Source organism: Pseudonocardia parietis (assembly GCF_017876315.1).
GTDB lineage: Bacteria > Actinomycetota > Actinomycetes > Mycobacteriales > Pseudonocardiaceae > Pseudonocardia > Pseudonocardia parietis.
Genome location: NZ_JAGINU010000001.1, coordinates 2809291 through 2834813 on the forward strand (window position 1 = coordinate 2809291; position 25523 = coordinate 2834813).

Consider the following 25523-nt stretch of genomic DNA (forward strand, 5'->3'; position numbering starts at 1 on the left):
CAGGTCAGAGGCGCGTCGCGGGGCACGTGTGGCCGGTAGGGTCGGCCGCTGATGGAACTGAACCAGGTCGGGTACTTCCTCGCGGTCGTCGACCACGACGGGATCAACGCCGCGGCGAGCGCGCTCGGCGTGGCCCGGCCCACGGTCTCGCAGGCGATCCGCGTCCTGGAGCGCGATCTCGACGTCGAGCTGTTCCACCGGGTGGGGCGCGGCATGGTGCTGACCTCCGCCGGTCACGCGCTGGTGGGCCCGGCGCGCCGGATGCTGCGCAACGTGGTGTCCGCCCGGGGGGCGGTGGTGGACGCGGCGGGGAAGCCCCGCGGGCGGCTGGACCTCGTCACGTTCGCGAGCCTGGCCGCCGAACCGGTGGCCCGCCTGGTCGGGGCCTTCCGCCAGGAGTATCCCGGGGTGGCCGTGCGCATCGGCGACCTGCGGGACGAGGCGTCGGCGGCGTCGATGGTCCGGGACGGGCACTGCGAGATCGTGTTCTGTCACCTGCCCGCGCTGGACAGCGCGGATCTCGAGGTCCGCGAGCTCGGTGTGCAGGAGTGGTGCCTGGTCTTCCCGCCCGGCTCGCAGGTCCCGCCGGACGACCCGATGCCGCTGTCCACGCTGCCCGACCTGCCGCAGGTGATCGTGCCGCGAGGCGGTTCCCAGGCGGGCGAGATCGAACGGTCGGTGCGCCGGGCCGGCCGGGGGATCCGGCCCGCGGCGGTGCTGCAGAACCGGGAGGCGCGCCTGCCGTTCGTCCTGGCCGGGGTGGGCGCCACGTTCCTCGAACGGTCCCTGGCCGACAACGCCGTCGCGCGCGGGGCCGTCGTGCGCGACATCGACCCGCCGATCAGCCGGTCGTACGGTCTCGTGTTCGATCCGGCGGCGTTGTCCCCGGCGGGGCAGGCGTTCGTGGGCGTGGCGGAGGCGGAGGCCCGTCCCGGATGAGCTCGGCGGCACGCAGGAACGCCGTCGCCGCCGGTGACAGCGGGCCCGGCCGGTGGACGACGCGGACGGTGTGCCGGATCGGCGGGACCGTGGAGCGCACCACCACGTCGCGGAGCTCGCCCTCCGCGATCCGCCGGGGCAGGAACGCCGCCCCGGCGCCGTGCACGACCAGCTCGCCGATCGCCTGCCGGTGGGCGCATTCGACCCCGACGTCGACGAGGTCCCCGAGCTCGGCCTCGAGCACCGCGCGGCTGGGGGAGCCGGAGAGCTCGACGATCAGCGGGATCCCGGCGAGCGCGGTCAGCGGGACCGGATCGGGCAGCTCGGCCGCCAGTGCCGGGGGGAGGACGAGCGCCGTCTCCTGGTCCCACAGCTCGCGGACGGGCAACGACCCGTCCGGCACGGGGCGGTCGATCAGCCCGAGCTCGGCCCGGCCACGGCGTACGTCGCCGACCACCCCGGCGGTGTTCCCGGGGTCGAGCACGGTCAGCCGGATGCCCGGGTGACTCGCCCGCAGCGCGCTGGCCAGGTCCGGGAGCGGATCCACGGTCAGGGTGGCGACCGCGGCGATCTGGAGGCGTCCGGAGGTGAGGTCGCGGACCGACCGGACGCGGCTGCGGGCGTGTTCGGCGTCGGCGAGGATGCGCCGGGCCGGTCCGGTGAACGCCTCGCCGTCGGGGGTCAGGACGAGGTGGCGCCGGGAGCGGTCGAACAGGGTGACGCCGAGCTGCCGTTCGAGCGTGCGAATCGCCTGGGACAGCGACGGCTGGGAGATGTAGAGCGCCTGCGCCGCCCGGGTCGTCCCGCCGTGGTCGACGACGGCCAGGAAGTACTCGACCAGTCGCAGGTCCACCCGTCGCACCGTACTCCGGCGGGCCGCTCCTGCATGATCAACGGCATGTCAGGGCTGTGTCCCCGAGATCGAACAGCCCTCAGGTGCCGCTCGACGGCCGGCTGGGTGCGGGTGCGGGTGTGGGTGTGGGTGCGGGCCGGCGCCGCAGCAACCCGGCGATCGCGGACGCGTTCCCGCGCACCGCGAGCACCAGCAGCGCGACGGCGACCCCGATCGTCGTCGCCAGCAACCGGTCGACGATCAGCGCCGGCGCGGGCTCGGCGGACATGAGGTGGCTGACCAGCAACGGCATCGGCGTGATGAACAGCAGCGCGACGGCGTAGTGGCGCAGCACGAACAGCTCCGCGCCGGCCTGCAGCACGATGACGATCAGCACCACCGCCCAGACCGGCAGCTCCGGTCCGAGGAGCACGGCGGCGACCCCGAGCCCTGCCACGGTGCCCGCGATCCGCAGCACGGCGCGGGCGAGCCGGGCGGTCGTGCCGGACACGGTCAGCGGGACGATGGCCGCCACGAGCGCCCAGTACTGGTGCTCGGTGCCGAGCACGACGGCGAGCGGCGCGGTCAGCAGGCAGGCGACGACGACCTCGGTGACGGTGCCGCGGGCCAGCGCCTCGCGCGCGCCGGTGGACACGAGCGGCCGGTGACCCCGCACGTGGGTGCGCAGTGCCGCACCGGCGCTGCCGACGGCCACCGAGAACGCCGCCGCGGCGGCCGTCGTCGCCACGACCTGCAGGGCCGCGCCGGTCGACAGGGCCGGGATGCTCGCGAACGCTCCGGCCGCGAAGACGAAGAACAGCGGCCCGCCGGGCTTCCAGCCGACCATCTCGCCTGCCAGGGACCCGACCGCGGCGACGGCGACCACCACCGCCAGCGCGAGCCAGGGCGCCCCCGGCAGGTGTGCGGCGAGCACCCCGATCCCGACGCTCGCGACGAGCCCGGCGCCGGTGAGTGCCTGGACCTTGGTGCGCGCCGGGACGGTGAGGTCACGGCCGTAGATCGCGGTGAACGCGCCGAACGCCGCGGCGCCGACCAGGTCCGTCCGCCCGATGGCGAGCAGCACCAGCATCGGAACCGCCACCGAGATCACGCATCGGAGCGCGGGACGGTGCGCCCCGGCGTGCGGTGCGAACCGGGTCAGCTCGCGGGTCAGGCTCTGTGTCACCGGGTAGGCTCCTTTCACTGGTGAACGATAGTAGTTCACTTGTGTACGAAAGGGGTCCGATGGGGGCCGAACGTGATGTGGTCGATAGGATCCGCGACGACTGGGCGCGCCGCCGGCCCGATCTGGACACCGCGCCGGTCGCCGTCGTCGGACGGATCCTGCGCGCGGCCCGCGTCCTGCAGGAGGCCGCGGACGCGCAGCTCGCCGGGGCCGGGCTGACCCGCGCCGAGTTCGACGTGCTGAGCCAGCTGCGCCGCCACGGCGCCCCGCTGCGGCCCGGCGACCTCACCGCCGGGGTCGTCGGCTCGCCCGCCGCCACCACGAAACGCCTGCACAAGCTCGGTGCGGCCGGTCTGGTCCGGCGGGGGGCGGACCCCGACGACGCGCGTGCCGCGCGGGTGTCGCTGACCGCGGCGGGGGAGCGGCTGGTCGACGACCTGCTGCCGCGCCAGCTGGCCGCCGACGCGGAGCTGCTGGAGGTGTTCACGCCGGACCAGCGCGAGCAGCTGGCGGCGCTGTTGCGGAGCGCGCTGCTCGCCTGGGAGTGAGCCGGAAGTGAGCCGGGAGTGAGCCGGCGGGCGGAACCGGAACTTGTCGTTGCTCACGACCGGGTGCCCCGGCCGCCGGCGCCCGTCAGCATGGAGCCGGTGTCCACGACGCACCCCACCTCCACGCGCAGCGCCGTCGCCCCCGCGCTGCTGATCACCGCGATCGTCCTGCTGGCGCTGAACCTGCGCGGCCCGATCGTGGCGGTCTCCGCCGTGACCGGCGAGGTCCAGGCGGGCCTGGGGGTCGACGCGGCCACGGTGGGCCTGCTGACCAGCCTGCCCGTGCTCTGCTTCGGCCTCGCGACGCCGGCCGCGTCGCTGTTGCTGGCCCGGCTCGGGCTGGGCCGGGGTGTGCTGATCGCGCTCGTGGTGCTCGCCGCGGGCATCGTGCTGCGCTCGCTCGGCGGCTTTCCCGAGGCGATCGCGGGAACCCTGCTGATCGGCGCCGCGGTGACCGTCGGGAACGTCGCGGTGCCGGTCGTCATCGGCCGGGACCTGCCGCAGCGGGCGGGGCCCGTCCTCGGGCTCTACACCGCGACGCTCAACGTCGGATCGATGACGACGCTCTCGCTCACCGCGCCGATCGCGGGTGCCACCGACTGGCGGTTCGCGCTCGCGGTGTGGGCCGGGCTCGTCCTCGTCGCGGGGGTGGCGTGGTGGCTCGCGACCCGCGACCTGTGCGAGGACGACGACAGTGCGGCGACGGACACCGGGCCGTCCGTGGAGGCGAGCGGCCCGCTCTGGTGGCGGCGCCCGGTGGTCTGGGGCCTCACGGTGGCCTTCGCCGGGCAGGCCTTCGCCTACTACGGCGTCACGGCCTGGCTGCCGGTACTGCTCACCGACGAGCTCGGGATGACGTCCGAGGCCGCCGGGTTCAGCGCGTCGCTGTTCCAGATCTCGGCGATCGCGGGGGCGTTCGGCGTCCCGGTCCTGCTACGGGTCTGCCCGGCACCGTGGATGCCGGTCGCGCTGGTCGGCGTCGTCTGGACGGCGCTCCCGCTGGGTCTGCTCCTGGCCCCGCAGAGCTGGCCGGTGTGGTCGGTGCTCGGCGGCGCGGCGCAGGGCGGCGGGATCACGGTGATCTTCGCGCTGGTGGTGCGCCGGGCCCGGGACCTCGCCGAGAACCGGCGGATGTCGGCGCTGGTGCAGGGCGGCGGGTACCTCGTCGCGGCGACCGGGCCGTTCGTGGTGGGCGCGGCGTACGAGTACACCGGCGGCTGGGACGTCCCGATGCTGATCGTGCTCGGCGCACTGCTGGTGCTGCTCGTGGTCGGGACCGCGACGGCGGTGATCCGGACACCGCGCGACGCCGTCCGGGCAGCGCGCTGACCTCAGCGGGGAGCGCGGTACCCGGTTTGTCCCGGGTGGATCCGGGGGAGTCCACCGCCGTGACCGACGAGCAGCACGCCGACACCCCCGACCCCCTGCACCTGCGCCCGGCCGGTGTCTCCGACGACGCCGTCACGGCCGTCGGGAAGATGAACGAGGCCGTGGAGATGATCGAGCGTGCCCGCGGGCACCTCTACACGTTCCACCAGCTGACCGGCCACGCCGACGAGCTGCTCGACGACGTCGTCGACGGGCTCACCCGGTCCGGGCACACCGACCTCGCGCAGCGCGTCAGCGACGAGCTGATCGGGCTCAACGTCCTGGCCGGACGCTGGACGTTCCAGGTCGTCGAGGAGTACGACGACGGCTACTACCGCACCTTCCGCGACCTCGACCGCGCGGTCCGCGGCGAGGTGGTCGCGGGTCGCCGGCACGTGATGGAGGCCGAGGTCAAGGAGCGCAGGCGAACCCGCGGGCGTCCCGGCCACACCGCGCGGCCGGACGAACACCCGTGACGACAGGGTCTGGCGACCGCGGCACGGTGGTCTTCCACATCGGGCACGACGAGCTGGTCCTACGGCAGCGCTACGAGGTCGTCAGCATCGTCAACGACCTGATGATCGGCCTGTGGTTCGTCGTCGGCAGCTGCCTGTTCTTCTCCGAGGCCCTGGTGTTCTGGGGGACCTGGATGTTCCTGCTCGGCAGCGTGCAGATGATGATCCGGCCGGGAATCCGGCTCGCCCGGCGCGTGCACCTGCGCCGCTTCCACCCCGGCCGTGGCGCGGAGGGCGGGGCCTACGACTACTGAGGACCCCGACCACCGAGGGCCCGGGTCCGCCTGACGGACGTCGCGCGGGGACGGTCTTGGTTCGTAGCGTCGACCCATGCCGGACGACATCGCCCCCGACCACCATCTGATCCGCTACGCGGGCCGCGGCGCCTTCAGCCCCGGGCTCGTCGAGCGCGCCGCCGGAACGATGCTGTTCACCGAGGACGGCCGCGAGCTGCTGGACTTCACCTCGGGCCAGATGAGCGCGATCCTCGGCCACTCCCATCCGGAGATCGTCGCCACCGTCCGCGAGCAGGTCGGCCGGCTCGACCACCTCTACAGCGGGATGCTGTCCCGCCCGGTCGTCGAGCTGGCCCGACGGCTGGGGGAGAGCGTGCCGGTGCCGCCGGGGGAGACGGCGCTGGACCGGGCCCTGCTGCTGACCACCGGCGCCGAGTCGAACGAGGCCGCGCTGCGGATGGCCCGGCTCGTCACCGGCCGGCACGAGGTCGTCTCCTTCGCCCGGTCCTGGCACGGGATGACCCAGGCGGCCGCGAACGCCACCTACGTCGCGGGCCGGACCGGCTACGGGCCCGCGGCGCCCGGCAACTTCGCGCTCCCGGTGCCGGACCGGTTCCGGCCCGCGATCGTCGATCCGGACGGCAACCTCGACTGGCGCCGCCAGCTCGACCTCGGGTTCGACCTGATCGACGCGCAGTCCGTCGGCAGCCTCGCGGCCTGCATCGTCGAACCGATCCTCAGCTCCGGCGGCGTCGTCGACCTGCCACCCGGCTACCTGACCGCGTTGCGGGACAAGTGCCGCGAGCGCGGCATGCTGCTGATCATCGACGAGGCACAGACCGGGCTGTGCCGCACCGGGGACTGGTACGCCCACCAGCGCGACGGCATCGTCCCGGACATCCTCACGCTGTCCAAGACGCTCGGCGCCGGGCTGCCGCTGGCCGCCGTGCTCACCACCGCCCAGATCGAGCAGCAGGCGCACGACCGTGGCTACCTGTTCTTCACCACGCACGTCAACGACCCGCTGCCGGCCGCGGTCGGCAACACCGTGCTGGACGTGCTGATCCGCGAGCGCCTCGACGAGCGCGCCCGCGACCTGGGCAAGCTCCTGCAGGACGGGTTGTGGGAGCTGGCCGCCCGGCACCCGGTGATCGGCGACGTCCGCGGGCGCGGCCTGCTGGTCGGGCTGGAGCTGGACCCCGGTTCGGGTGCGGCGGACACCGACGCGCTCGGTGCCGCCGTCACCCGCCGGTGCGCCGAGCTCGGCCTGCACATGAACATCGTCCAGCTGCCGGGCATGGGCGGCACCTTCCGGATCGCGCCGCCGCTGACCACCACCGACGCCGAGATCGCCCGCGCACTGGAGATCCTCGACGCGGCGCTGACCGGGGTGACGGGGTGACGCCGGCGCGCGTTCAGCCCGGGTCGCCGTAGGCGGCCGCGATCTCGTCCGAGTCCGCCCACCGGCTGTAGGTGGGCGCCTGCGGCCAGCCCTGCGGCGAGTCCTGCCACACCTCCTGCCGGCCGTAGGGCAGCAGGTCGACCAGCCCGAACAGGTAGCTCAGCTGCTCGGTGCCGCGACCGTCGGTGTGCCAGGTCCGGTACACGGTGTCGCCGTCGCGCAGGAACACGTTGACGGCGAACCCGCCGCCGGGCGGTGCGCCGACATCGCTGCCGAACGAGCTGTTCGCCGTCGAGTACCAGGTCATGGTGTTGCCGACCCGGCGCCGGTAGGCCAGTGCCTCGTCGATCGGGCCCTGCGTGACGATCACGAACCGGGCGTCGAACTTCTCCAGCCCACCGAGCCGGGTGAACTGCGAGGTGAATCCGGTGCAGCCGCCGCACTGCCACTGCGCGCCGTCGTGCCACATGTGGTTGTAGACGATCAGCTGCGGGTGCTCGCCGAAGATCTCGGCGAGCCGCACGGGCCCGTCCTCGCCCTCGAGGACGTAGTCGGGCATCTGCACCATCGGCAGCCGGCGGCGCCGGGCGGCGATGGCGTCGAGCTCGCGGGTGGCGGCCTTCTCCCTCGCCCGCAGCTCGGCCAGTTCCTGCTGCCAGGTCTCGCCGTCGACGACGGGTGGCAGGGCGCGGGTGGTGGACGTGGACGTGGTGTTCGAGGACATGGTGCCTCCGCACGGTCGGTGTGGTTCCCCGACGTGGTGACCGTGTCCCGCCGCGCAACTCATCGGCCGCGGCGCGGCTGTGCGATCAGCGCCGCGGCGCGGCGGTATCGATCAGTGCCGCGGCGCGGCGTTGTCGATCAGTGCCGCGGCGCGGCTGTGTCGATCAGGCGCTGCCGGGCGAGCCGCTCGACCAGCTCGGGGAGGGCGGCGACCGGCACGGTGTCGAGGTCCTGGCGCGAGGCGCGGACGATGCGGTCGACGACGGCGGCCGGTGCGCGGCCGGCGAACTCGGCGGACAGCCGGTCGACGGCCCCGCGAACGCTGGGATCGGTGGAGGGGTGGGCGGGGGCGGACACGGTCGGGATGGTCTCGTCGTTTCGTCGAAGGGGGTGTGCGGTCGCGGTCGACGGCACACGCAGAAGGCCGGATGGGCCCGGAGAGAGAGGTTCGGCCGCCCCTGTGGGGGAGCCGGGACGGCCCGGGCGGTTCACGCTCACCGTAACGGGGCGGCGCCAGGACGTCGAACGCATATTCTACACCTCGGCGTCGGGGGCTGTGATGGAGGGCGGGGTTCGTGCGGTCCACCGGAGGCTCGCCGGTTGCCCGGCCGGCGTTACGGGTTCCACCACGGCAGGTGACGACGCAATGAACACGTGCTGTCAGAAGGCAGATCGTCCATCCGTTGCGCCTCGAAGTGCAGATCCGACAATTCTCTTGTCCGTGCGAGGGGTCGCGCAGTGGACTGTGCGGGCTACCGCCGCCTCATTCGTGGAGACCCCGTGAACATCCTGGACACCCTCGACGCCGATGACTTCGAACAGCTGACCCTCGTCCGGGACCCCGACTCCGGGATCCGCTCGGCCGTCGCCGTCCACGACACGACGATGGGCCCGTCGCTCGGCGGCGTGCGGATGCGGAGCTACCCCTCGCATGCCGACGCGGTCCGTGACGCACTGGCGCTCGCCCGCGCGATGACCTTCAAGTCCGTGCTGGCCGGGCTCGATCTCGGCGGCGGGAAGAGCGTGATCGACGCCGAGCCGACCCGGGCGAACAAGGCCCGGTTCCTGCCGGTGCACGCCCGCCACATCGCCTCGCTGGGCGGTCGCTACATCCCCGGCGCCGACATGGGTACCGATGCGTCCGACATGGAGGTCCTCGCGAAGCACGTGCCGACGGTGTCCAGCAGGCGCGACCCGTCGCCGTTCACCGCCCGCGGGGTCTTCCGGGCGGTGGGTGCCACGCTGGCCCGGACCGGGGACGGCGGCCTGGCGGGCCGCCGGATCGCGGTGCAGGGGCTCGGAAAGGTCGGGCGCGCGCTGGTCACGCTGCTGCGCGAGGCAGGCGCCACCGTCGTCGTCGCCGATGTGGACGAGGACCGGGTGCGCGAGGCCCGGGACGTCGCCGACGCGGTCCCGGTCGCCGTCGACGAGATCCTCACCGCGGACGTCGACGTGCTGTGCCCGTGTGCGGCGGGCGGCGTCCTGACCCCCGCCGTGCTCGACGGGCTACGCGCTCGTGCGCTCGTGCCGGGTGCCAACAACCCGCTCGTCTCGGCGGGGCAGGCCGTGGTCCTGCACGAGCGCGGCGTCGCGTACGTGCCGGACTTCGTCGCGAACGCCGGCGGAGTCATCGCCTGCGAGGCCGAGGTGCACGGCTGCGACGAGGGCGTCGACGCGAAGATCGACACCATCGGCGCCACCGCGGTGGAGATCCTCGATGCCGCCGCGGCGCGGGGGATCGACACGGTCACCGTCGCGTACGAGATCGCGCGGGAGCGGCTGGACGCCCGGGCCGCGGCACGGCCGGCGTTCCCCGCTGTGCCCTGACCGGCCCGCCGTCCTCACTGGACGTCGGAGTCGGGTGGCGCGAGCCGGATCTCCCGGTCCGGTTCCACCGAGGCGACACCGGCCACCCCGGACAGGGCGGGCCGCCGCTCGTCGTCGCAGGTGCCGACGACGACGCCGACCCCCCGCAGCACCTTCTCCACCTGCAGCCCGGCGGCCTCGAGCGCGGTCACGACGTCGTCGATGCCCCCTTCGTCCGTGATGGACACGAGCAGGCGCGTCGTGGCCACGTCAGGCACCCGGGGCCCGGACGAGACCCGCCCCGACGTCGTTCGAGGGCAGCGGGAGCCGCTGCGCGGACTGGGTCAGCCGGGTCCACAGCTCCCGCCCGCGGGCACCGCTGCGCTGCGACCACAGCGCGGCGATCCCGCTGACGTGCGGGGTGGCCATCGACGTCCCGGAGATCGTGTTCGTGCGCTGCGGCATCGGCCAGGACGAGTAGACGTCGACCCCCGGCCCGGCGATGTCGACCTGGCCGCCGTCCACGGCGGAGCTCGCGGCGGAGAAGTCGGCGATCGCCAGTGCGGCGTCCACGGCGCCCACCGCCATGATCGAGGGGCTGTTCGCCGGGACGCCGACGAACCCGGCGTCGCCCGTGGAGCGCGCGGCGTTGTTCCCGGCCGCGGCGATGATCAGCACGCCGGCGTCGAGGGCGCGGCGCCCGGCGTTCTCGTAGGCGACGGAGACCTCGTTCAGGTCGGCGCCGAGCGACATCGACACGATCTGCGCCCCACCGGCGATGGCCCACTCGATGCCCTCGAGGATGCCGGCGTCGGTGCCCGAGCCGTCGTCGCCGAGCACCTTGCCGATCATGATCCCGGCCTCGTGGGCGACGCCGTAGCGGCGTCCCGAGCCCGGCGCGACCGGCCCGCACGCGGTGCCGGCGCAGTGCGTGCCGTGTCCCTGGACGTCCTGGACCTGCTCGCCGCCGACGAACGAGCGGGACTCGACCTGCCGGCCGGCGAAGTCCGGGTGACCGAGATCGAGGCCGGTGTCGAGGACGGCGACGGTGACACCCGCGCCGGTCTCCGGGCAGACGTCGACGCCGGTGGCAGCCAGCCCCCAGGTCAGCTGGTCGGTGTCGCTGAACCGGGTCGCGGCCGGGGCCCCGGCGGGCGCGGCCGCCTTCCCGGCGAGGAACGTCGCGGCGTCCGCGAAGCCCCTCAGGTAGTCCGCCGACAGGCCGGGACCGGTGAGGGCCCGCTGCACGCGTTCCGGCTCGACCGAGAGCACCCGCCGGTCCGCGCGTGCCGAACGCACCCGGTCCGGGTCGAGCTCCGCGACCGCGACCCCGAGCCGCGACAGCAGCGTCGGGTGCGCGCCGGCCGGTGGGTCCAGGCTGCTGGTCACCTCGGACAGCCCGGTCAGGTCCCGGACCGCGGTGCGGGCTGCGCTGTCGTCGTCGCCGAGCAGCTCGTCGTGCAGCACCAGCAGGTAGCGCCCGGTGTGGGTGCCGCCGGCCCGTTCCGTGCCGACCGTGCGCGGGTCCGTCATGTCGTCTCCGATGATCGACGTCGGTCCTCGACATCGTGCCGCACCGGCCCGTCCGCGGCAGGCCCGCCGGGGTCGTCGGTCCCGCCGATCACGGTACGGAGTGCCCGTGCGTCCGCCCCTGCGGCGCGCCATCATGGCCCGGTGGCCGGCGAGGTGCGCCGGGGGTGGGGGAGTACGGATGTCGCAGCAGCGCAACGGTCCGGTCGTCGTCGGCGTCGACGGGTCGGAGTCCGCACTGGACGCGGTCCGGTCCGCGGCGACCGAGGCGGCGGCCCGCGGTACCGGTCTGCGGCTGGTCGCGGTCTTCACCCCGTTGCCCGCAGGCACCCGGCACGACCTCGGGCTGGCGCCGGTCCACCGGCAGCAGGTGACCGACACCCTCCGCGAGCAGCTCGAGTCCGCCGCCCGGGTCGCAGCCGCGGCGGCGCCCGGGGTGGCGGCCGAGACGGAGCTGCGGACCGGGTTCCCGGCCCAGGTCCTGGTCGAGGAGTCCTGGACGGCCGCGCTCACCGTCGTCGGCAGCCGGGGGCTCGGCGGGTTCAGCGGCCTGTTGGTCGGATCGGTGGCGGTCGCGGTGGCCGCCCACGGCGGGTCACCGGTGCTGGTCGTGCGCGGCGACCGGGCGCCGGACACCGGCGGTCCGGTGGTGCTCGGGGTCGACGGCTCGCCTGCCGGGGAGGCCGCGGTGGGCCTGGCGTTCGAGGCGGCGTCGCGCCGCGGTGTGCCGCTGCGGGCGGTGCACGCCTGGTCGGACGTCCACGTCGCCCCGGCCGCCGCGGTACTGATCGACCGGGAGGCCATGGAGACCGAGGAGCGCGCGCTGCTCGCCGAGCAGCTCGCCGGCTGGTCGGAGAAGTACCCCGACGTCGCGGTGGAGCAGATCGTCGTCCGTGACCGGCCGGCGCACGCCCTGGTCGAGGAGTCCGCCCGTGCCGGGCTGGTCGTCGTCGGGTCCCGGGGGCGCGGTGGCCTCACCGGGTTGCTGCTCGGGTCGGTCGGGCACGCCCTGCTGCACCACGCGCAGAGCCCGGTGCTCATCGCCCGTCCCTGAGCCCTCCCGGCCGGCCGGATGATCCGTTCCACGCCCGGTTCGGGGTAGTTTGCGCAGTGACCCACCTCACCGCACGACCATCCAGGAGCAACGATGCTCGGTCTGATGCAGGACCGTCCCCTGACGCTGCCGCACGTGTTCCACCGCGCGGAGCAGTACTTCGGTCACAAGGAGCTGGTCACCGCCACCCCGGCCGGGGACACCGTGACCACCACGATCGCCGAGTGGGCCGGTCGCGTCCGCCGGCTCGCCACCGTGCTCGACACCCTCGGGATCTCCGCCGACGGGCGGGTCGGCACCTTCTGCTGGAACACGGCCCGCCACCTGGAGCTGTACATGGCGGTGCCGTGCACCGGCCGGGTGCTGCACACGCTCAACCTGCGGCTGTTCCCCGACCAGCTCGTGTACGTCGCCGACCACGCCGCGGACGAGGTGGTCTTCGTCGAGCGCTCGCTGCTCGGGCTGCTCTGGCCGCACATCGACCGGCTGCAGACGGTCCGGTACGTCGTCGTGATCGACGACGGCGCGCCGACCGAGATCCCGGACGACCCGCGGATCTCCGACTACGAGGAGCTCCTGGCCGCCGCCGAACCCCGCGCCGGGCGCTTCGTCGTCGACGACGAGAACACCGCCGCGGCCATGTGCTACACCTCCGGGACCACGGGCAACCCGAAGGGCGTCGTCTACAGCCACCGGTCCACGCTGCTGCACTCGCTGGCAACGCTGTTCGCCGACGGTGTCGGGCTGTGCGAGCGGGACATCGTCCTGCCGGTGGTGCCGATGTTCCACGCCAACGCGTGGGGCCTGCCCTACGGCTGCCTGCTGGCCGGGGCGTCGATGGTGCTGCCGGGGCCGAACATGACCCCCGACGCGATCCTGACACTGATGTCCTCCCACCGGGCGACGGTCGCGGCGGGCGTCCCGACGATCTGGATGGGCCTGCTGCCCAAGCTCGGCGAGTACGACCTGTCCTCGCTGCGCACGGTCCTGTGTGGTGGGTCGGCGGTGCCGAAGTCGCTGTCCGAGGGTTTCCGGGCCGCCATCGGGCTGCCGTTGCTGCAGGGCTGGGGGATGACCGAGACCTCGCCGGTCGCGTCGCTGGGCGTGCTGCGCAGCGTGCACGACGACCTGTCCGACGACGAGAAGGCGGACGTCCGCGCGATGCAGGGCCCGCCGGTGCCGCTGGTGGAGCTGCGGATCGCCGACCCCACGACCGGTGAGGAACAGCCGTGGGACGGCGTCAGCACCGGCGAGGTGCAGGCGGCCGGACCGTGGATCGCCGCCGAGTACTACCGCGGTGAGGGCGGCGGCGCGCAGTTCACCGACGACGGCTGGTTGCGGACCGGCGACGTCGCCGTCGTCGACCGGCACGGTTACACCAAGCTGGTCGACCGGACCAAGGACCTGGTGAAGTCCGGCGGTGAGTGGATCAGCTCGGTGGAGCTGGAGAACGAGATCATGGCCCACCCGAAGGTGGCCGAGGCGGCCGTCATCGCCGTCGCGCACGAGAAGTGGGTCGAACGTCCGCTGGCCTGCGTGGTCGTGAAGGACGGCGAGTCCCTCTCCGCCGAGGAACTGATCACCTTCCTGACCGGCCGGGTCGCGAAGTGGTGGCTACCCGAGGCGGTCGAGTTCATCGAGGAGGTGCCCAAGACCAGCGTGGGCAAGTTCTCCAAGAAGACACTGCGCGAGAAGTTCTCCGGTTACTCGCTGCCGTCGTGACGCGAGGACGAGTGGCAGGGAAGGTCGCGCTGGTGACCGGCGCGGCGCGCGGCATGGGGCGGGCGCACTGCGTCCGGCTTGCGGCCGAGGGCGCGGACGTGATCGCCGTCGACGTCGCCGGTCCGCTGCCGAGCGTGCGGTACGAGCACGCCACGCCGGAGGACCTGGACGAGACCGTACGGCTGGTGGAGAAGGAGGGGCGCCGGGTCGTCGCGGCCCGGCTCGACGTCCGGATCTCGAGGCGTTGCGCGGTGCGGTGGACAGCGCGGTGCAGGAGCTCGGCCGGCTCGACGTCGTGATCGCCAACGCCGGGATCTGCGTGCCCGCCCCGTGGGACGAGGTCGATCCGCAGGTGTTCGCCGACACCCTCTCGGTCAACGTGACCGGCGTCTGGAACACGGTCATGGCGGGCGCCCCGCACCTCGTCGCCGCAGGCGGTGGGTCGGTCGTGCTGGTCAGCTCCGCGGCCGGGATGAAGGTCCAGCCGTTCATGGTCCCGTACACGACCAGCAAGTGGGCGGTGCGCGGGATGGCGAAGGCCTTCGCCGTCGAGCTGGGCCGCCACCACGTGCGGGTCAACAGCCTGCACCCGACCGGGGTCGCGACGCCGATGGGCACCGGGGACATGGGCGCCTCGATCGGCGCGGCGATGGCGCGCGACCAGCGGCTCGGACCGATGTTCACCAACCTGATCCCGGTCGACGTGACCCGGCCCGAGGACGTCGCGGACGCGGTGCTGTTCCTCGCCTCCGACGAGTCCCGCTACGTCACCGCGCACGAGATCGCCCCGGACGCCGGGGTCACGGAGTTCTGAGGCGACTACGCTGGCCGCCCCGGCATCGGGGAGGATTCAGTGGTGGGGAAGACGGCACCGCCGGTCCGGCGCGGCCGGCGGCCGATGAGCGACCGCCGGCGCGCGCTGCAACGGCTCGAGATCTCCCGGGCCGCGATCCGGCTCTTCCGCGAGCACGGGGTCGCCGCGACCAGCGGTGAGGACATCGCGGGCGCGGTCGGGCTGTCCGCGCGCACCCTCTGGCGCTGGTTCCGCACCAAGGAGAGCTGTGTCGAGCCGGTGCTGAGCCTGGCCACCGACGCGTTCACCGCCTCCCTGGGCCGGTGGCCGGACGGCCGGTCGCTCGACGAGCACCTGCTCACCGACTACCGCGCCCCGGTCGACAGCGGCCCGGACGACGCCGAGCTGGTCTTCGCCGTGCTCCGGCTGTCCCGCGCCGAACCGGCACTGCGGGCGATCTGGCTGGTGGTGCAGGAACGGGCGGAACCGGTGCTCGCCGGGATCCTGGCCGAGCGGCTCGGCCGGGCCTGCGACGACGTCGCGATCCGGGTGCAGGCCGCGGCGCTCAACGCGGCGTTGCGGATCGCGACCGAGGACATCGCCGCCGCGACCGCGGACGGGCAGGAGCCTCCGATCGACGACCTGGTGGAACGGCTGTCGGCGGCGGTCCGTGCGGCCGGCCACGGCGTCCTGGATCGGACCGCGCACCCCCGCTGACCGCTCGCGGTGAGACGAGGCTCTCGTGGTGCGCACCCGGCTGTCGACGTTAGTGTCAGTGAACGACAACAAGACACTGAACGACAGCGGGAGATGACGTGGTCGCGGTCGACACCCTCAGCCGCGGACGCGCTCCCATGAGCGACCGGCGGCGCAGCCTGCTGCGGCTCGAGATCTCGCGTGCAGCGGTCGGGCTCTTCCGTGCACACGGGGTCGCCGCGACCAGCGGTGAACGGATCGGCGCCGAGGTCGGGCTCTCGGCCCGCACGGTGTGGCGCTACTTCCGCACCAAGGAGAGCTGCGTCGAGCCCGTCCTCCACCGCAACGTGGACCACGTCGTCGCGACGCTGCGACGCTGGCCGCCGGAGCGGACGCTCTCCGAGCACCTGCTCGCCGAGTACCGCCCGCCGGCCGACCCCGAGGCGGCGGCCGACGCCGACGCCGTCCTCGCGGTGATCGCGCTGTCGCGCACCGAGCCCGGGCTGCGCGCGGTCTGGCTGGCCGTGCACGAGCGGGCCGAGCCGGTCCTGGCCGAGGTCCTCGCCGCACGGCTCGCCCGGGCGAGCGACGACGTCGAGGTCCGGGTGCACGCCGCCGCGATCGCCGCCGCACTCCGCATCAGCGGGGAGGACCTCGCCGCCGAGGTCGCCGAGGGCGCGACCGTGTCCGATCCGGTCGCCCGGCTGTGCGTCGCACTGCGAGCCGCGACGCACGGCGTCGGCGCCGCTGCCGTTACCACCGTCCACACCGACGTCCGCGCAGGAGACCCTGAGTGAGTACCCAGTCCCGTACCGATCCGGTACCCGCACGAGGCACCGGAGCGCTCATCGCGGTCCTGGTAGGCGCCGCGTTCGTGATGATCCTCAACGAGACGATCCTGAGCGTCGCGCTGCGTGACCTGAGCGTCGACCTCGACGTCCCGACGACCACTGTGCAGTGGCTGACCAGCGGCTTCCTGCTGACGATGGCCATCGTCATCCCGACCACGGGATACCTGCTGGACCGCTTCAGCCCCCGCGCCGTCTTCATCGCCTCGGTCGGCTCGTTCACCGCGGGCACCGCGATCTGCGGGTTCGCCCCCGGATTCGAGGTGCTCCTGGTGGGGCGGGTCGTCCAGGCGGTCGGGACGGCGATGATGCTCCCGCTGCTGATGACGACGATCCTGCGGCTGATCCCGCCGGAGCGGCGCGGCGCGATGATGGGCACGATCATGATCGTCATCGCCGTCGCCCCGGCGGTCGGGCCGACGATCGGCGGCGCCGTGCTCTCCGGGCTCAGCTGGCGCTGGATGTTCTGGCTGGTGCTCCCGCTCGCCGCGATCGCGCTGGCCGTCGGCGCCCGCCGGCTCCGCCTGGAGGGCGGTGGCCGGCCGGTCCCGCTGGACGTCGCCTCGGTGCTGCTGTCCGCGGTCGGTTTCGGCGGGCTGGTCTACGGCCTGTCCGCGATCGGCAAGGGATCCGGCGGAGGCGTGCCGGCGTGGGTGCCTGCCGTGATCGGTGCCGTGGCGCTCGTCGCGTTCGTCCTGCGGCAGCTCCGGCTGCAGCGGGAGGGCCGTCCGCTGCTGGACCTGCGGCCGTTCCAGCAGCGCTCGTTCGTCGTCGCGCTGGTGCTGACGGCGCTGGTGCTGCTGTCCCTGATCGGTGTCGCCGCGGTGCTGCTGCCGCTGTACCTGCAGACCGTGCTCGGGGTCAGCACCGTCGTCTCGGGGCTCGCCGTGCTGCCCGGCGGGTTGCTGATGGGTCTGCTCGGCCGCCCGGTCGGCGCCCTGTTTGACCGCGTCGGCGCGCGCCCGCTGGTGATTCCCGGCGCGGTGCTGATGGCGGGCGGGCTCGGTCTGTTCTCCACGATGGGCCCCGGCACCCCGCTCGCCGTGGTGATCGGGTTCCACCTGATCCTCATGGCCGGCCTGTCGCTGATGATGACGCCGCTGATGACCGAGGCTCTCGGGGCGCTGTCCGAGGACCTCCACTCGCACGGCAGCGCGATCCTCTCGACGCTGCAGCAGGTCGCCGGTGCGATGGGGACCGCGTTGTTCGTGACGGTCGCCGCGCTCGCCTCGGCCGGTGCGGCCGCGGCTCCGGATGCGGACGGGCTGCACGCGGCCTTCCTCGTCGCCGGTGCGGTGGGTGTCATCGCGTTGCTGCTGTCGCTGCTGGTCCGGTCGACCAAGCCCGGCGTGACGGCCGGCGGGCGCACAGCCACTGAGGCCAGCCACTGAGGCCAGCCACTGAGGTGCGCAGCCGCTGAGGCGCTCACCCGTCCCACACTGAGGTCGTCACCCGTCCCACGCGCGCGCAGCGGGCGATCCGGCACGTCGCCGGGTCGCCCGTTGTCGTCTGTCCTGCCGTGCCCGTCGCTGGGGCGCCTGCTGTCACGTGCCTCCCGGCAGGCGTCGTGTCGCGGGAAGCGATGTCGCTCGGTTCGGTTCGGGGGCCTCGGACGTGACGACCGGCAGGTAGCCGAGCACCATTGCCCGGGAGACGACGAACGCGCACCGCGGCGGTCTGAACGAGCTTGCGGCGCACGTGCCTTGCCGGGTGGCATCGAAGTCCACCGGGCGCCGAGCGCGGTGGGAGCCGGGTCCAGCTCCTCGCGACTCCTTCTCATGGCTCTGCACGGTGACCTGCTGGGGCGGGCTTCGACGTACAGGTCCCGAAGTGACGTACAGGTCCCGAAGTACCGTCCCGAAGTACCGGTCGCGAGGTCGGTACCGGCCCCGCCGGCCGAGTTCGATGAACCGGCCGAGCGCGCCCCACCCGTCGAGCGCGCTGAACGAGCTCGCCGAACCGGCCGAGCACGCTGTACCGGCCGACCACGCTGTACCGGCCGAGTTCGCTGAACTGGCCGAGCTCGCTGAACTGGCCGAGCTCGCTGAACTGGCCGGGTCCGCTGAACTGGCCGAGCGCGCCGAACCGGGCGCCCTCCGTCCGTGGCCCGGCACCGGCGCTGATCTTCCGATCTCCGGCGACACCCCTCCAAAACCAGTTCCCGGCACGCGCCGGCGTGTCGGCGGCGGCACCGCCGCAGGCAGCGGGAAGCGGACCCGGAGTTCGGCGCCGGGGACCTCGGCGTTGCACCGCCGGCTGTGCCGTGACCAGCGCTCGCCCGCCGCCGGCAGGGCCGGCAGCGTGACCCGGAGTCACGGGGGCCCGGAGTGGTGCACTCACCGTGCTGCGATGACAGCAACGTTCGGTTCGGTGCACCCTCGCGCCCGGACCGCACTCGAACGGCACCGGAACGTCCCCACGGTGACGCGCGATCCGGGCTCGGCACCCCATCCGGAGACGGGGGTGGGTCTCGCTCACCGGGGCCCCGACGAGATCGCCGAACGCCGCGGAGCGCTGGGCCGGGCCGTCGCCGAGCGCCTCGTAGCTCCGCTCGAACAGGCCGTCCGATCGCTTCAGGATGGGCTCGGATCACGCAGGCGAGTTCGGTCGACCTGCCCGGCCGGGGGGCACCCGAGGCGTCCGACCGCCGCCGCCGCCGAGCCGACGGACGAGCCGACGGACGAGCCGACGGACGAGCCGACGGACGAGCCGACGGACGAGCCGACGGGAACGTGGCCCGGTCGGCCGGTTCGGGCACGGGCGACTCCGCGCCGACGAGGATGGCCTCGATCGAAGCACCACCGACGGAGAAGTCCGGCTGCGAGCCGGTGCAGAGGACGCGCTGCGGGGCCCGTGCCCGGCGCGGGTGCCGGACGACCAGCTGCCTCGGGACGCCCGGATACGTCCATGACCTGCGGAAACACGGCAAAGCGACCCCCCTGCTCGCAGGCCTTCCACCGTCCTGTAACTTATTCCTTGTCAGCGAGTGAGCCGGACAGAACGGGCCCTGGAGGTCCGGTCAACAGGCCCGCTGGCCACTACGACCCCCCGGTCGCATCGGAGAGATCCGGTGTGGTTATGGTGGTGGGGTCAAGGCGATCCGCCTTCGGATCCGGCTTTACGGTCGGTGATGTGGTGCGGGTGTCTTTTGAGAACTCAACAGTGTGTCGAGCTATTATATGGTTTGGCGTTTTTGTGCCAGATTGTTGTGGTTCGCAGGTCTGACCCCGTCGGGTCTGTGGATCGTTTGTTTTGTCAGGGTTTTGTTGGAGAGTTTGATCCTGGCTCAGGACGAACGCTGGCGGCGTGCTTAACACATGCAAGTCGAGCGGTAAGGCCCCTTCGAGGGTACACGAGCGGCGAACGGGTGAGTAACACGTGGGTGACCTGCCCTCAGCTCTGGGATAAGCCCGGGAAACTGGGTCTAATACCGGATAGGACCTCTCAACGCATGTTGGGTGGTGGAAAGTTTTTTCGGCTGGGGATGGGCCCGCGGCCTATCAGCTTGTTGGTGGGGTGATGGCCTACCAAGGCGGTGACGGGTAGCCGGCCTGAGAGGGCGACCGGCCACACTGGGACTGAGACACGGCCCAGACTCCTACGGGAGGCAGCAGTGGGGAATATTGCGCAATGGGCGAAAGCCTGACGCAGCGACGCCGCGTGGGGGATGACGGCCTTCGGGTTGTAAACCTCTTTCGCCAGGGACGAAGCTTTCGGGTGACGGTACCTGGATAAGAAGCACCGGCCAACTACGTGCCAGCAGCCGCGGTAACACGTAGGGTGCGAGCGTTGTCCGGAATTATTGGGCGTAAAGAGCTCGTAGGCGGTGTGTCACGTCGGCCGTGAAAACTTGGGGCTTAACTCTGAGCGTGCGGTCGATACGGGCATCACTTGAGTTCGGCAGGGGAGACTGGAATTCCTGGTGTAGCGGTGAAATGCGCAGATATCAGGAGGAACACCGGTGGCGAAGGCGGGTCTCTGGGCCGATACTGACGCTGAGGAGCGAAAGCGTGGGGAGCGAACAGGATTAGATACCCTGGTAGTCCACGCCGTAAACGTTGGGCGCTAGGTGTGGGGACCATTCCACGGTTTCTGTGCCGCAGCTAACGCATTAAGCGCCCCGCCTGGGGAGTACGGCCGCAAGGCTAAAACTCAAAGGAATTGACGGGGGCCCGCACAAGCGGCGGAGCATGTGGATTAATTCGATGCAACGCGAAGAACCTTACCTGGGTTTGACATGCACCAGACATCCCTAGAGATAGGGCTTCCCTTGTGGTTGGTGTGCAGGTGGTGCATGGCTGTCGTCAGCTCGTGTCGTGAGATGTTGGGTTAAGTCCCGCAACGAGCGCAACCCTTGTTCCATGTTGCCAGCACGTAATGGTGGGGACTCATGGGAGACTGCCGGGGTCAACTCGGAGGAAGGTGGGGATGACGTCAAGTCATCATGCCCCTTATGTCCAGGGCTTCACACATGCTACAATGGCTCATACAGAGGGCTGCGAGACCGTGAGGTGGAGCGAATCCCTTAAAGTGAGTCTCAGTTCGGATCGGGGTCTGCAACTCGACCCCGTGAAGTTGGAGTCGCTAGTAATCGCAGATCAGCAACGCTGCGGTGAATACGTTCCCGGGCCTTGTACACACCGCCCGTCACGTCACGAAAGTTGGTAACACCCGAAGCCGGCGGCCCAACCCTTTGGGGAGGGAGTCGTCGAAGGTGGGACTGGCGATTGGGACGAAGTCGTAACAAGGTAGCCGTACCGGAAGGTGCGGCTGGATCACCTCCTTTCTAAGGAGTCCCACGTGTAGTGGGGCGCCAGCTTTTGTTCTTCGTTGACTGAAGTTGGTTCCTTATCTGAGACCGCATCTGACAGGGCCGTTCGTGTCCTGGGGTGTGGCTGGGTGGAACACATTGAGCGCCAGATCATGGTTCGGCACACTGTTGGGTCCTGAGAGGACACCGCGCCCGTTTGGTGGGTGGTGGGGTTTTCTTTGGCCGCTCTGGTCCTGCTCTTCCTAACGCTCCCTGTTGTGTGGGTGTGGTGGTTGTGGTGGGGGTGGGTGTGGTTGTGGGTTGAGTGTTGCATAGTGGATGCGAGCATCTTGTTGTGGTCAAGTTGTTAAGGGCACATGGTGGATACCTAGGCATCAGGAGCCGATGAAGGACGTGGGAGGCCGCGATAGGCCTCGGGGAGCTGTCAACCGAGCTGTGATCCGAGGGTGTCCGAATGGGGAAACCCAGCGCCCGTCATGGGGCGTTACCCGTACCTGAATTCATAGGGTGCGTGGAGGGAACGTGGGGAAGTGAAACATCTCAGTACCCACAGGAAGAGAAAACAACAGTGATTCCGTGAGTAGTGGCGAGCGAAAGCGGATGAGGCTAAACCGTGTCCGTGTCAAGCCGGCAGGTGTTGCGGATGTGGGGTTGTGGGATGCATTGTTCACCTTCTGCCGAGGGTGGGACGGCGTTGTGTTGTGTTAGCGGAAGACTTCTGGGAAGGGTCGCCGTAGTGGGTGATAGCCCCGTACGCGAAAGCATGGCACGTGTTGTGGATGTTGTTCCCGAGTAGCAGCGAGCCCGTGAAATTCGCTGTGAATCTGGCGGGACCACCCGTCAAGCCTAAATACTACCTGATGACCGATAGCGGACTAGTACCGTGAGGGAAAGGTGAAAAGTACCCCGGGAGGGGAGTGAAATAGTACTTGAAACCGTGTGCTTACAAGCCGTCAGAGCCTGAAGCGGATTCGTCTGTAGGGTGATGGCGTGCCTTTTGAAGAATGAGCCTGCGAGTTATGCTTCGTGGCGAGGTTAACCTGTGTGGGGTAGCCGTAGCGAAAGCGAGTCCGAATAGGGCGCCTATAGTCGCGGGGTGTAGACCCGAAGCGAAGTGATCTACCCATGGCCAGGGTGAAGCGTCGGTAAGACGTCGTGGAGGCCCGAACCCACCAGGGTTGAAAACCTGGGGGATGAGTTGTGGGTAGGGGTGAAAGGCCAATCAAACTTCGTGATAGCTGGTTCTCCCCGAAATGCATTTAGGTGCAGCGTCGTGTGTTTCTCGCCGGAGGTAGAGCACTGGATGGCCTAGGGGGCCGACAAGCTTACCGAAGTCAGCCAAACTCCGAATGCCGGTGAGTGAGAGCGCGGCAGTGAGACTGCGGGGGATAAGCTTCGTGGTCGAGAGGGAAACAGCCCAGATCACCGGCTAAGGCCCCTAAGCGTGCGCTAAGTGGGAAAGGATGTGGGATCGCCCAGACAACCAGGAGGTTGGCTTAGAAGCAGCCACCCTTGAAAGAGTGCGTAATAGCTCACTGGTCAAGTGGTCCTGCGCCGACAATGTAGCGGGGCTCAAGCGCACCGCCGAAGCCGTGGCAATGAGAACTAGGTTCTTGTTGGGTAGGGGAGCGTCCTGCATGTGGTGAAGCCCGGGAGTGATTTACGGGTGGAATGTGTGGGAGTGAGAATGCAGGCATGAGTAGCGAATGCAGAGTGAGAATCTCTGCCGCCGGATGACCAAGGGTTCCTGGGCCAGGTTGTTCCGCCCAGGGTGAGCCGGGACCTAAGGCGAGGCCGTCAGGCGTAGTCGATGGACAACGGGTTGATATTCCCGTGCTCGTGATAGTGCGTCCATGCTGGGGCCGGTGATGCTAACCATCCGAACCTACCCTGAGCCCTTCGGGGCTCTTGTTTGTGGGGGAGCGTGGGATCCGATCCGGTAGTAGGCAAGTGATGGGGTGACGCAGGAGGGTAGCTCCGCCACGCGGTGGTTGTCGTGGTGTAAGCCTGTAGCCTGACTTCCCAGGTAAATCCGGGGGGTCGTGAAGGGTGAGAGGTGACGCGTAGCCGATTGAGGCGAAGAGAGTGATCCCATGCTGTCGAGAAAAGCCTCTAGCGAGTGCTGTTGCGGCCCGTACCCCAAACCGACACAGGTGGTCAGGTAGAGAATACCGAGGCGATCGAGCGAACTGTGGTTAAGGAATTCGGCAAAATGCCCCCGTAACTTCGGGAGAAGGGGGGCCACTCGCCTTGAAGCCGCTTGCCGGCTAGGGGTGGGTGGTCGCAGAGACCAGGCCCAAGCGACTGTTTACTAAAAACACAGGTCCGTGCGAAGTCGCAAGACGATGTATACGGACTGACGCCTGCCCGGTGCTGGAACGTTAAGAGGACCCGTTAATCCTTCGGGGTGAAGCGGAGAATTTAAGCGCCAGTAAACGGCGGTGGTAACTATAACCATCCTAAGGTAGCGAAATTCCTTGTCGGGTAAGTTCCGACCTGCACGAATGGCGTAACGACTTGGGCGCTGTCTCGACCACAGACTCGGCGAAATTGCACTACGAGTAAAGATGCTCGTTACGCGCGGCAGGACGGAAAGACCCCGGGACCTTTACTATAGCTTGGTATTGGTGCTCGGTTCGGCTTGTGTAGGATAGGTGGGAGACTGTGAAGCGGCCACGCTAGTGGTGGTGGAGTCGTTGTTGAAATACCACTCTGGTCGAATTGGGTGTCTCAACCTCGGGCCATGATCTGGTTCAGGGACAGTGCCTGGTGGGTAGTTTAACTGGGGCGGTTGCCTCCTAAAGAGTAACGGAGGCGCCCAAAGGTTCCCTCAGCCTGGTTGGCAATCAGGTGTTGAGTGTAAGTGCACAAGGGAGCTTGACTGTGAGACTGACAGGTCGAGCAGGGACGAAAGTCGGGACTAGTGATCCGGCACCGCCTTGTGGAAGGGGTGTCGCTCAACGGATAAAAGGTACCCCGGGGATAACAGGCTGATCTTGCCCAAGAGTCCATATCGACGGCATGGTTTGGCACCTCGATGTCGGCTCGTCGCATCCTGGGGCTGGAGTAGGTCCCAAGGGTTGGGCTGTTCGCCCATTAAAGCGGTACGCGAGCTGGGTTTAGAACGTCGTGAGACAGTTCGGTCCCTATCCGCCGCGCGCGTTGGAGACTTGAGGAAGGCTGTCCCTAGTACGAGAGGACCGGGACGGACGAACCTCTGGTGTGCCAGTTGTCCCGCCAGGGGCACGGCTGGTTGGCTATGTTCGGGAGGGATAACCGCTGAAGGCATCTAAGCGGGAAGCCTGTTCCAAGATGAGGTCTCCCACCACCTTGAGTGGGTAAGGCTCCCAGTAGATGACTGGGTTGATAGGCCGGAGATGGAAGCCTTGTGAGGGGTGGAGTTGACCGGTACTAATAGGCCGAGGGCTTGCTCACAACGAGTTGTTCGCATCCACTGTGTGGCCCTGAGCCCACAACCATCCCTGTCTTCGGGGTTGGTTGTGTGTGTCAGGACCTTTGACCAACGGGGTTTCCTGTTGGTTGGGGGGATAAGTTGATAGTGTTGTCGGTGGTCATAGCGTTAGGGGAACGCCCGGTCCCATTCCGAACCCGGTAGCTAAGCCTTCCTGCGCCGATGGTACTGCACTCGACAGGGTGTGGGAGAGTAGGTCGCCGCCGACATTTAACTGTGCATGATGGAGCGCCTCCGGAACCTTTACGGGTTCGGGAGGCGCTCCTTTTTGTGCGCCCGAAACCGGCTCACGGCACACTCCGGAGCGGATGTGCGCCGGCGTGGCGCGAGCCGGGCACGGCGCCGCGCGACCAGGCGCGACCCGGCGCGGCGAGACCCGGCGCGGTTGCGGCGGGGTGCGGCGCGACCCGGGCTTCGGTGCGTTCTCGGCCAACGGCCCGTGCGGATTCGGCTGCGAGGGGCACCTCAGCGTCGTCGCCGCGTGATCGAACCGCCCTGACGTGCCCCTCGCCCCGAGAAACGCCCGGCTGTGGCGACGGCTCCTCGCCGACTCGAGGTTCCGTGAGCGGCGCGGCGCGGGGCGGCACGAGCGGTCCGGCCGGCTCCGCGACACCGTGCGGGGCGGCACGAGGGGTACCTCAGCGCGGCATCCACATGATCGAACCGCCCTGACGTGCCCCTCGCCCGGGCGAGCGGTCCGGGGCGCCGGCGTGACGGTTCCTCCCACCGACCCCAGGGTTCGTGAGTGCGCGGCGGAGCGGCCCGAGGAACTACGAGGGGTACCTGAGCGCGGTGTCCGCATGATCCAAGTGCTCTCACGTGCCCCTCGCGGCCCCGCAAGCTCGTGAGAGGCGGCGTAGCTGGCGTGGGTGGCGCTGGACCGACGCGCGGTGGCTACGAGGGGCACCTCAGCATGATCGAACTGCTCTGACGTGCCTTTCGGCCGGGCGAGCGGTCCGGGGCGCGGGAGTGCGGGCTTCCCTGGCCCAGGGCTGCGGTCGGGGAGTGGGCGGCCGAGCGGCGCAGCGACTACGGCGTGCGGCGAGGGGCACCTCAGTGCCTGCGCCGCTTGATCGAAGTGC

At 70.4% G+C, this 25523-nt stretch carries 21 protein-coding genes and 3 rRNA genes; 18 read left to right on the top strand and 6 right to left on the bottom strand.

From position 1 onward, the window contains the following. The first annotated feature begins 51 nt into the window (after nucleotides 1-51). A complete protein-coding gene (locus tag JOF36_RS13280; RefSeq protein ID WP_210027078.1) occupies nucleotides 52-939 on the top strand; it encodes a LysR family transcriptional regulator in 888 nt (295 codons plus the stop codon). Here JOF36_RS13280 and JOF36_RS13285 read toward each other — a convergent pair. Together JOF36_RS13285 and JOF36_RS13290 are read right to left on the bottom strand one after the other, a co-directional pair. Beyond that, on the bottom strand, nucleotides 842-1792 hold the full coding sequence (locus tag JOF36_RS13285) for a LysR family transcriptional regulator (RefSeq protein ID WP_307862358.1): 951 nt from the start codon (nucleotides 1790-1792) through the stop codon (nucleotides 842-844). The genes JOF36_RS13280 and JOF36_RS13285 overlap by 98 nt on opposite strands. Before the next feature lie 79 nt (nucleotides 1793-1871). Further along, the gene (locus tag JOF36_RS13290) at nucleotides 1872-2957 is read right to left on the bottom strand and encodes an FUSC family protein (RefSeq protein WP_210027080.1); all 1086 of its coding nucleotides are present in this window, start codon (nucleotides 2955-2957) and stop codon (nucleotides 1872-1874) included. A 77-nt stretch (nucleotides 2958-3034) separates the two neighbouring features. Here JOF36_RS13290 and JOF36_RS13295 point away from each other — a divergent pair, with 77 nt between their 5' ends. The 5 genes from JOF36_RS13295 to JOF36_RS13315 all read left to right on the top strand — a co-directional run bounded on the left by JOF36_RS13295 (nucleotide 3035) and on the right by JOF36_RS13315 (nucleotide 7026). Next, entirely contained in the window at nucleotides 3035-3505 is a 471-nt protein-coding gene (locus tag JOF36_RS13295) for a MarR family winged helix-turn-helix transcriptional regulator (protein WP_210027081.1), read from the top strand. 99 nt (nucleotides 3506-3604) lie between these two features. Then, a complete protein-coding gene (locus JOF36_RS13300; protein WP_210027082.1) occupies nucleotides 3605-4834 on the top strand; it encodes an MFS transporter in 1230 nt (409 codons plus the stop codon). 149 nt (nucleotides 4835-4983) lie between these two features. Continuing rightward, nucleotides 4984-5349: a hypothetical protein gene (locus JOF36_RS13305; RefSeq protein ID WP_210035544.1), complete on the top strand. Its 366-nt coding sequence runs from the start codon at nucleotides 4984-4986 to the stop codon at nucleotides 5347-5349. Further along, nucleotides 5346-5642, top strand: coding sequence for a YrhK family protein (locus JOF36_RS13310; RefSeq protein ID WP_210027083.1), 297 nt, complete (start codon nucleotides 5346-5348; stop codon nucleotides 5640-5642). Before JOF36_RS13305 ends, JOF36_RS13310 begins: the two co-directional genes overlap by 4 nt. 76 nt (nucleotides 5643-5718) lie before the next feature. Beyond that, nucleotides 5719-7026, top strand: coding sequence for an aspartate aminotransferase family protein (locus JOF36_RS13315; protein WP_210027084.1), 1308 nt, complete (start codon nucleotides 5719-5721; stop codon nucleotides 7024-7026). Between the two features lie 13 nt (nucleotides 7027-7039). Here JOF36_RS13315 and JOF36_RS13320 read toward each other — a convergent pair whose 3' ends face one another. Next, on the bottom strand, nucleotides 7040-7750 hold the full coding sequence (locus tag JOF36_RS13320; RefSeq protein WP_210027086.1) for a DUF899 family protein: 711 nt from the start codon (nucleotides 7748-7750) through the stop codon (nucleotides 7040-7042). Between the two features lie 137 nt (nucleotides 7751-7887). Beyond that, nucleotides 7888-8106: a three-helix bundle dimerization domain-containing protein gene (locus tag JOF36_RS13325; protein WP_210027087.1), complete on the bottom strand. Its 219-nt coding sequence runs from the start codon at nucleotides 8104-8106 to the stop codon at nucleotides 7888-7890. Nucleotides 8107-8529: 423 nt separating this feature from the next. Here JOF36_RS13325 and JOF36_RS13330 point away from each other — a divergent pair, with 423 nt between their 5' ends. Further along, nucleotides 8530-9576 carry a Glu/Leu/Phe/Val family dehydrogenase gene (locus JOF36_RS13330; RefSeq protein WP_210027088.1) on the top strand — a complete coding sequence of 349 codons (1047 nt, stop codon included), beginning with the start codon at nucleotides 8530-8532 and terminating at the stop codon, nucleotides 9574-9576. A 14-nt stretch (nucleotides 9577-9590) separates the two neighbouring features. On the opposite strand, the gene JOF36_RS13335 is transcribed toward JOF36_RS13330, so the two are convergent. Continuing rightward, a complete protein-coding gene (locus tag JOF36_RS13335) occupies nucleotides 9591-9824 on the bottom strand; it encodes a hypothetical protein (protein WP_210027089.1) in 234 nt (77 codons plus the stop codon). A 1-nt stretch (nucleotide 9825) separates the two neighbouring features. Next, complete coding sequence (locus JOF36_RS13340) at nucleotides 9826-11088, bottom strand: S8 family serine peptidase (protein ID WP_210027090.1); 1263 nt, start codon at nucleotides 11086-11088, stop codon at nucleotides 9826-9828. Nucleotides 11089-11266: 178 nt separating this feature from the next. On the opposite strand from JOF36_RS13340, the gene JOF36_RS13345 reads away from it, so the two are divergent. The 11 genes from JOF36_RS13345 (at nucleotide 11267) to JOF36_RS13395 (ending at nucleotide 24926) form a co-directional block, all read left to right on the top strand. Continuing rightward, complete coding sequence (locus JOF36_RS13345; protein WP_210027091.1) at nucleotides 11267-12139, top strand: universal stress protein; 873 nt, start codon at nucleotides 11267-11269, stop codon at nucleotides 12137-12139. A gap of 93 nt (nucleotides 12140-12232) precedes the next feature. Next, nucleotides 12233-13861 carry a long-chain fatty acid--CoA ligase gene (locus tag JOF36_RS13350; RefSeq protein WP_210027092.1) on the top strand — a complete coding sequence of 543 codons (1629 nt, stop codon included), beginning with the start codon at nucleotides 12233-12235 and terminating at the stop codon, nucleotides 13859-13861. 11 nt (nucleotides 13862-13872) lie between these two features. Beyond that, nucleotides 13873-14160 carry an SDR family NAD(P)-dependent oxidoreductase gene (locus JOF36_RS40095; protein WP_307862359.1) on the top strand — a complete coding sequence of 96 codons (288 nt, stop codon included), beginning with the start codon at nucleotides 13873-13875 and terminating at the stop codon, nucleotides 14158-14160. Next, the gene (locus JOF36_RS13355) at nucleotides 14118-14675 is read left to right on the top strand and encodes an SDR family oxidoreductase (RefSeq protein ID WP_307862360.1); all 558 of its coding nucleotides are present in this window, start codon (nucleotides 14118-14120) and stop codon (nucleotides 14673-14675) included. Before JOF36_RS40095 ends, JOF36_RS13355 begins: the two co-directional genes overlap by 43 nt. Nucleotides 14676-14717: 42 nt before the next feature. Next, nucleotides 14718-15371: a TetR/AcrR family transcriptional regulator gene (locus JOF36_RS13360; protein WP_307862361.1), complete on the top strand. Its 654-nt coding sequence runs from the start codon at nucleotides 14718-14720 to the stop codon at nucleotides 15369-15371. Nucleotides 15372-15508: 137 nt separating this feature from the next. Beyond that, nucleotides 15509-16147 (top strand): TetR/AcrR family transcriptional regulator, encoded by a 639-nt coding sequence (locus JOF36_RS13365; RefSeq protein WP_210027094.1) that lies wholly within the window; start codon nucleotides 15509-15511, stop codon nucleotides 16145-16147. Then, on the top strand, nucleotides 16144-17589 hold the full coding sequence (locus JOF36_RS13370) for an MDR family MFS transporter (protein WP_210027096.1): 1446 nt from the start codon (nucleotides 16144-16146) through the stop codon (nucleotides 17587-17589). Before JOF36_RS13365 ends, JOF36_RS13370 begins: the two co-directional genes overlap by 4 nt. 1872 nt (nucleotides 17590-19461) lie before the next feature. Continuing rightward, nucleotides 19462-20984: ribosomal RNA gene (locus JOF36_RS13380) — 16S ribosomal RNA — on the top strand. A 321-nt stretch (nucleotides 20985-21305) separates the two neighbouring features. Continuing rightward, nucleotides 21306-24404, top strand: a 23S ribosomal RNA gene (locus JOF36_RS13385). Between the two features lie 129 nt (nucleotides 24405-24533). Then, nucleotides 24534-24650 (top strand): 5S ribosomal RNA (gene rrf, locus JOF36_RS13390). Together the 16S, 23S and 5S rRNA genes form the textbook arrangement of a ribosomal RNA operon. Nucleotides 24651-24761: 111 nt before the next feature. After that, nucleotides 24762-24926 (top strand): hypothetical protein, encoded by a 165-nt coding sequence (locus JOF36_RS13395; RefSeq protein ID WP_210027100.1) that lies wholly within the window; start codon nucleotides 24762-24764, stop codon nucleotides 24924-24926. Nucleotides 24927-25523 lie beyond the last annotated feature (597 nt).

Bases quoted from the DNA above. Each gene is read 5' to 3' on its own strand.
- JOF36_RS13280 (WP_210027078.1), top strand. From the start codon at position 52: ATGGAACTGAACCAGGTCGGGTACTTCCTCGCGGTCGTCGACCACGAC.
- JOF36_RS13350 (WP_210027092.1), top strand. From the start codon at position 12,233: ATGCTCGGTCTGATGCAGGACCGTCCCCTGACGCTGCCGCACGTGTTC.
- JOF36_RS13345 (WP_210027091.1), top strand. From the start codon at position 11,267: ATGTCGCAGCAGCGCAACGGTCCGGTCGTCGTCGGCGTCGACGGGTCG.
- JOF36_RS13365 (WP_210027094.1), top strand. From the start codon at position 15,509: ATGAGCGACCGGCGGCGCAGCCTGCTGCGGCTCGAGATCTCGCGTGCA.
- JOF36_RS13315 (WP_210027084.1), top strand. From the start codon at position 5,719: ATGCCGGACGACATCGCCCCCGACCACCATCTGATCCGCTACGCGGGC.
- JOF36_RS13305 (WP_210035544.1), top strand. From the start codon at position 4,984: ATGAACGAGGCCGTGGAGATGATCGAGCGTGCCCGCGGGCACCTCTAC.
- JOF36_RS13320 (WP_210027086.1), bottom strand. From the start codon at position 7,750: ATGTCCTCGAACACCACGTCCACGTCCACCACCCGCGCCCTGCCACCC.
- JOF36_RS13340 (WP_210027090.1), bottom strand. From the start codon at position 11,088: ATGACGGACCCGCGCACGGTCGGCACGGAACGGGCCGGCGGCACCCAC.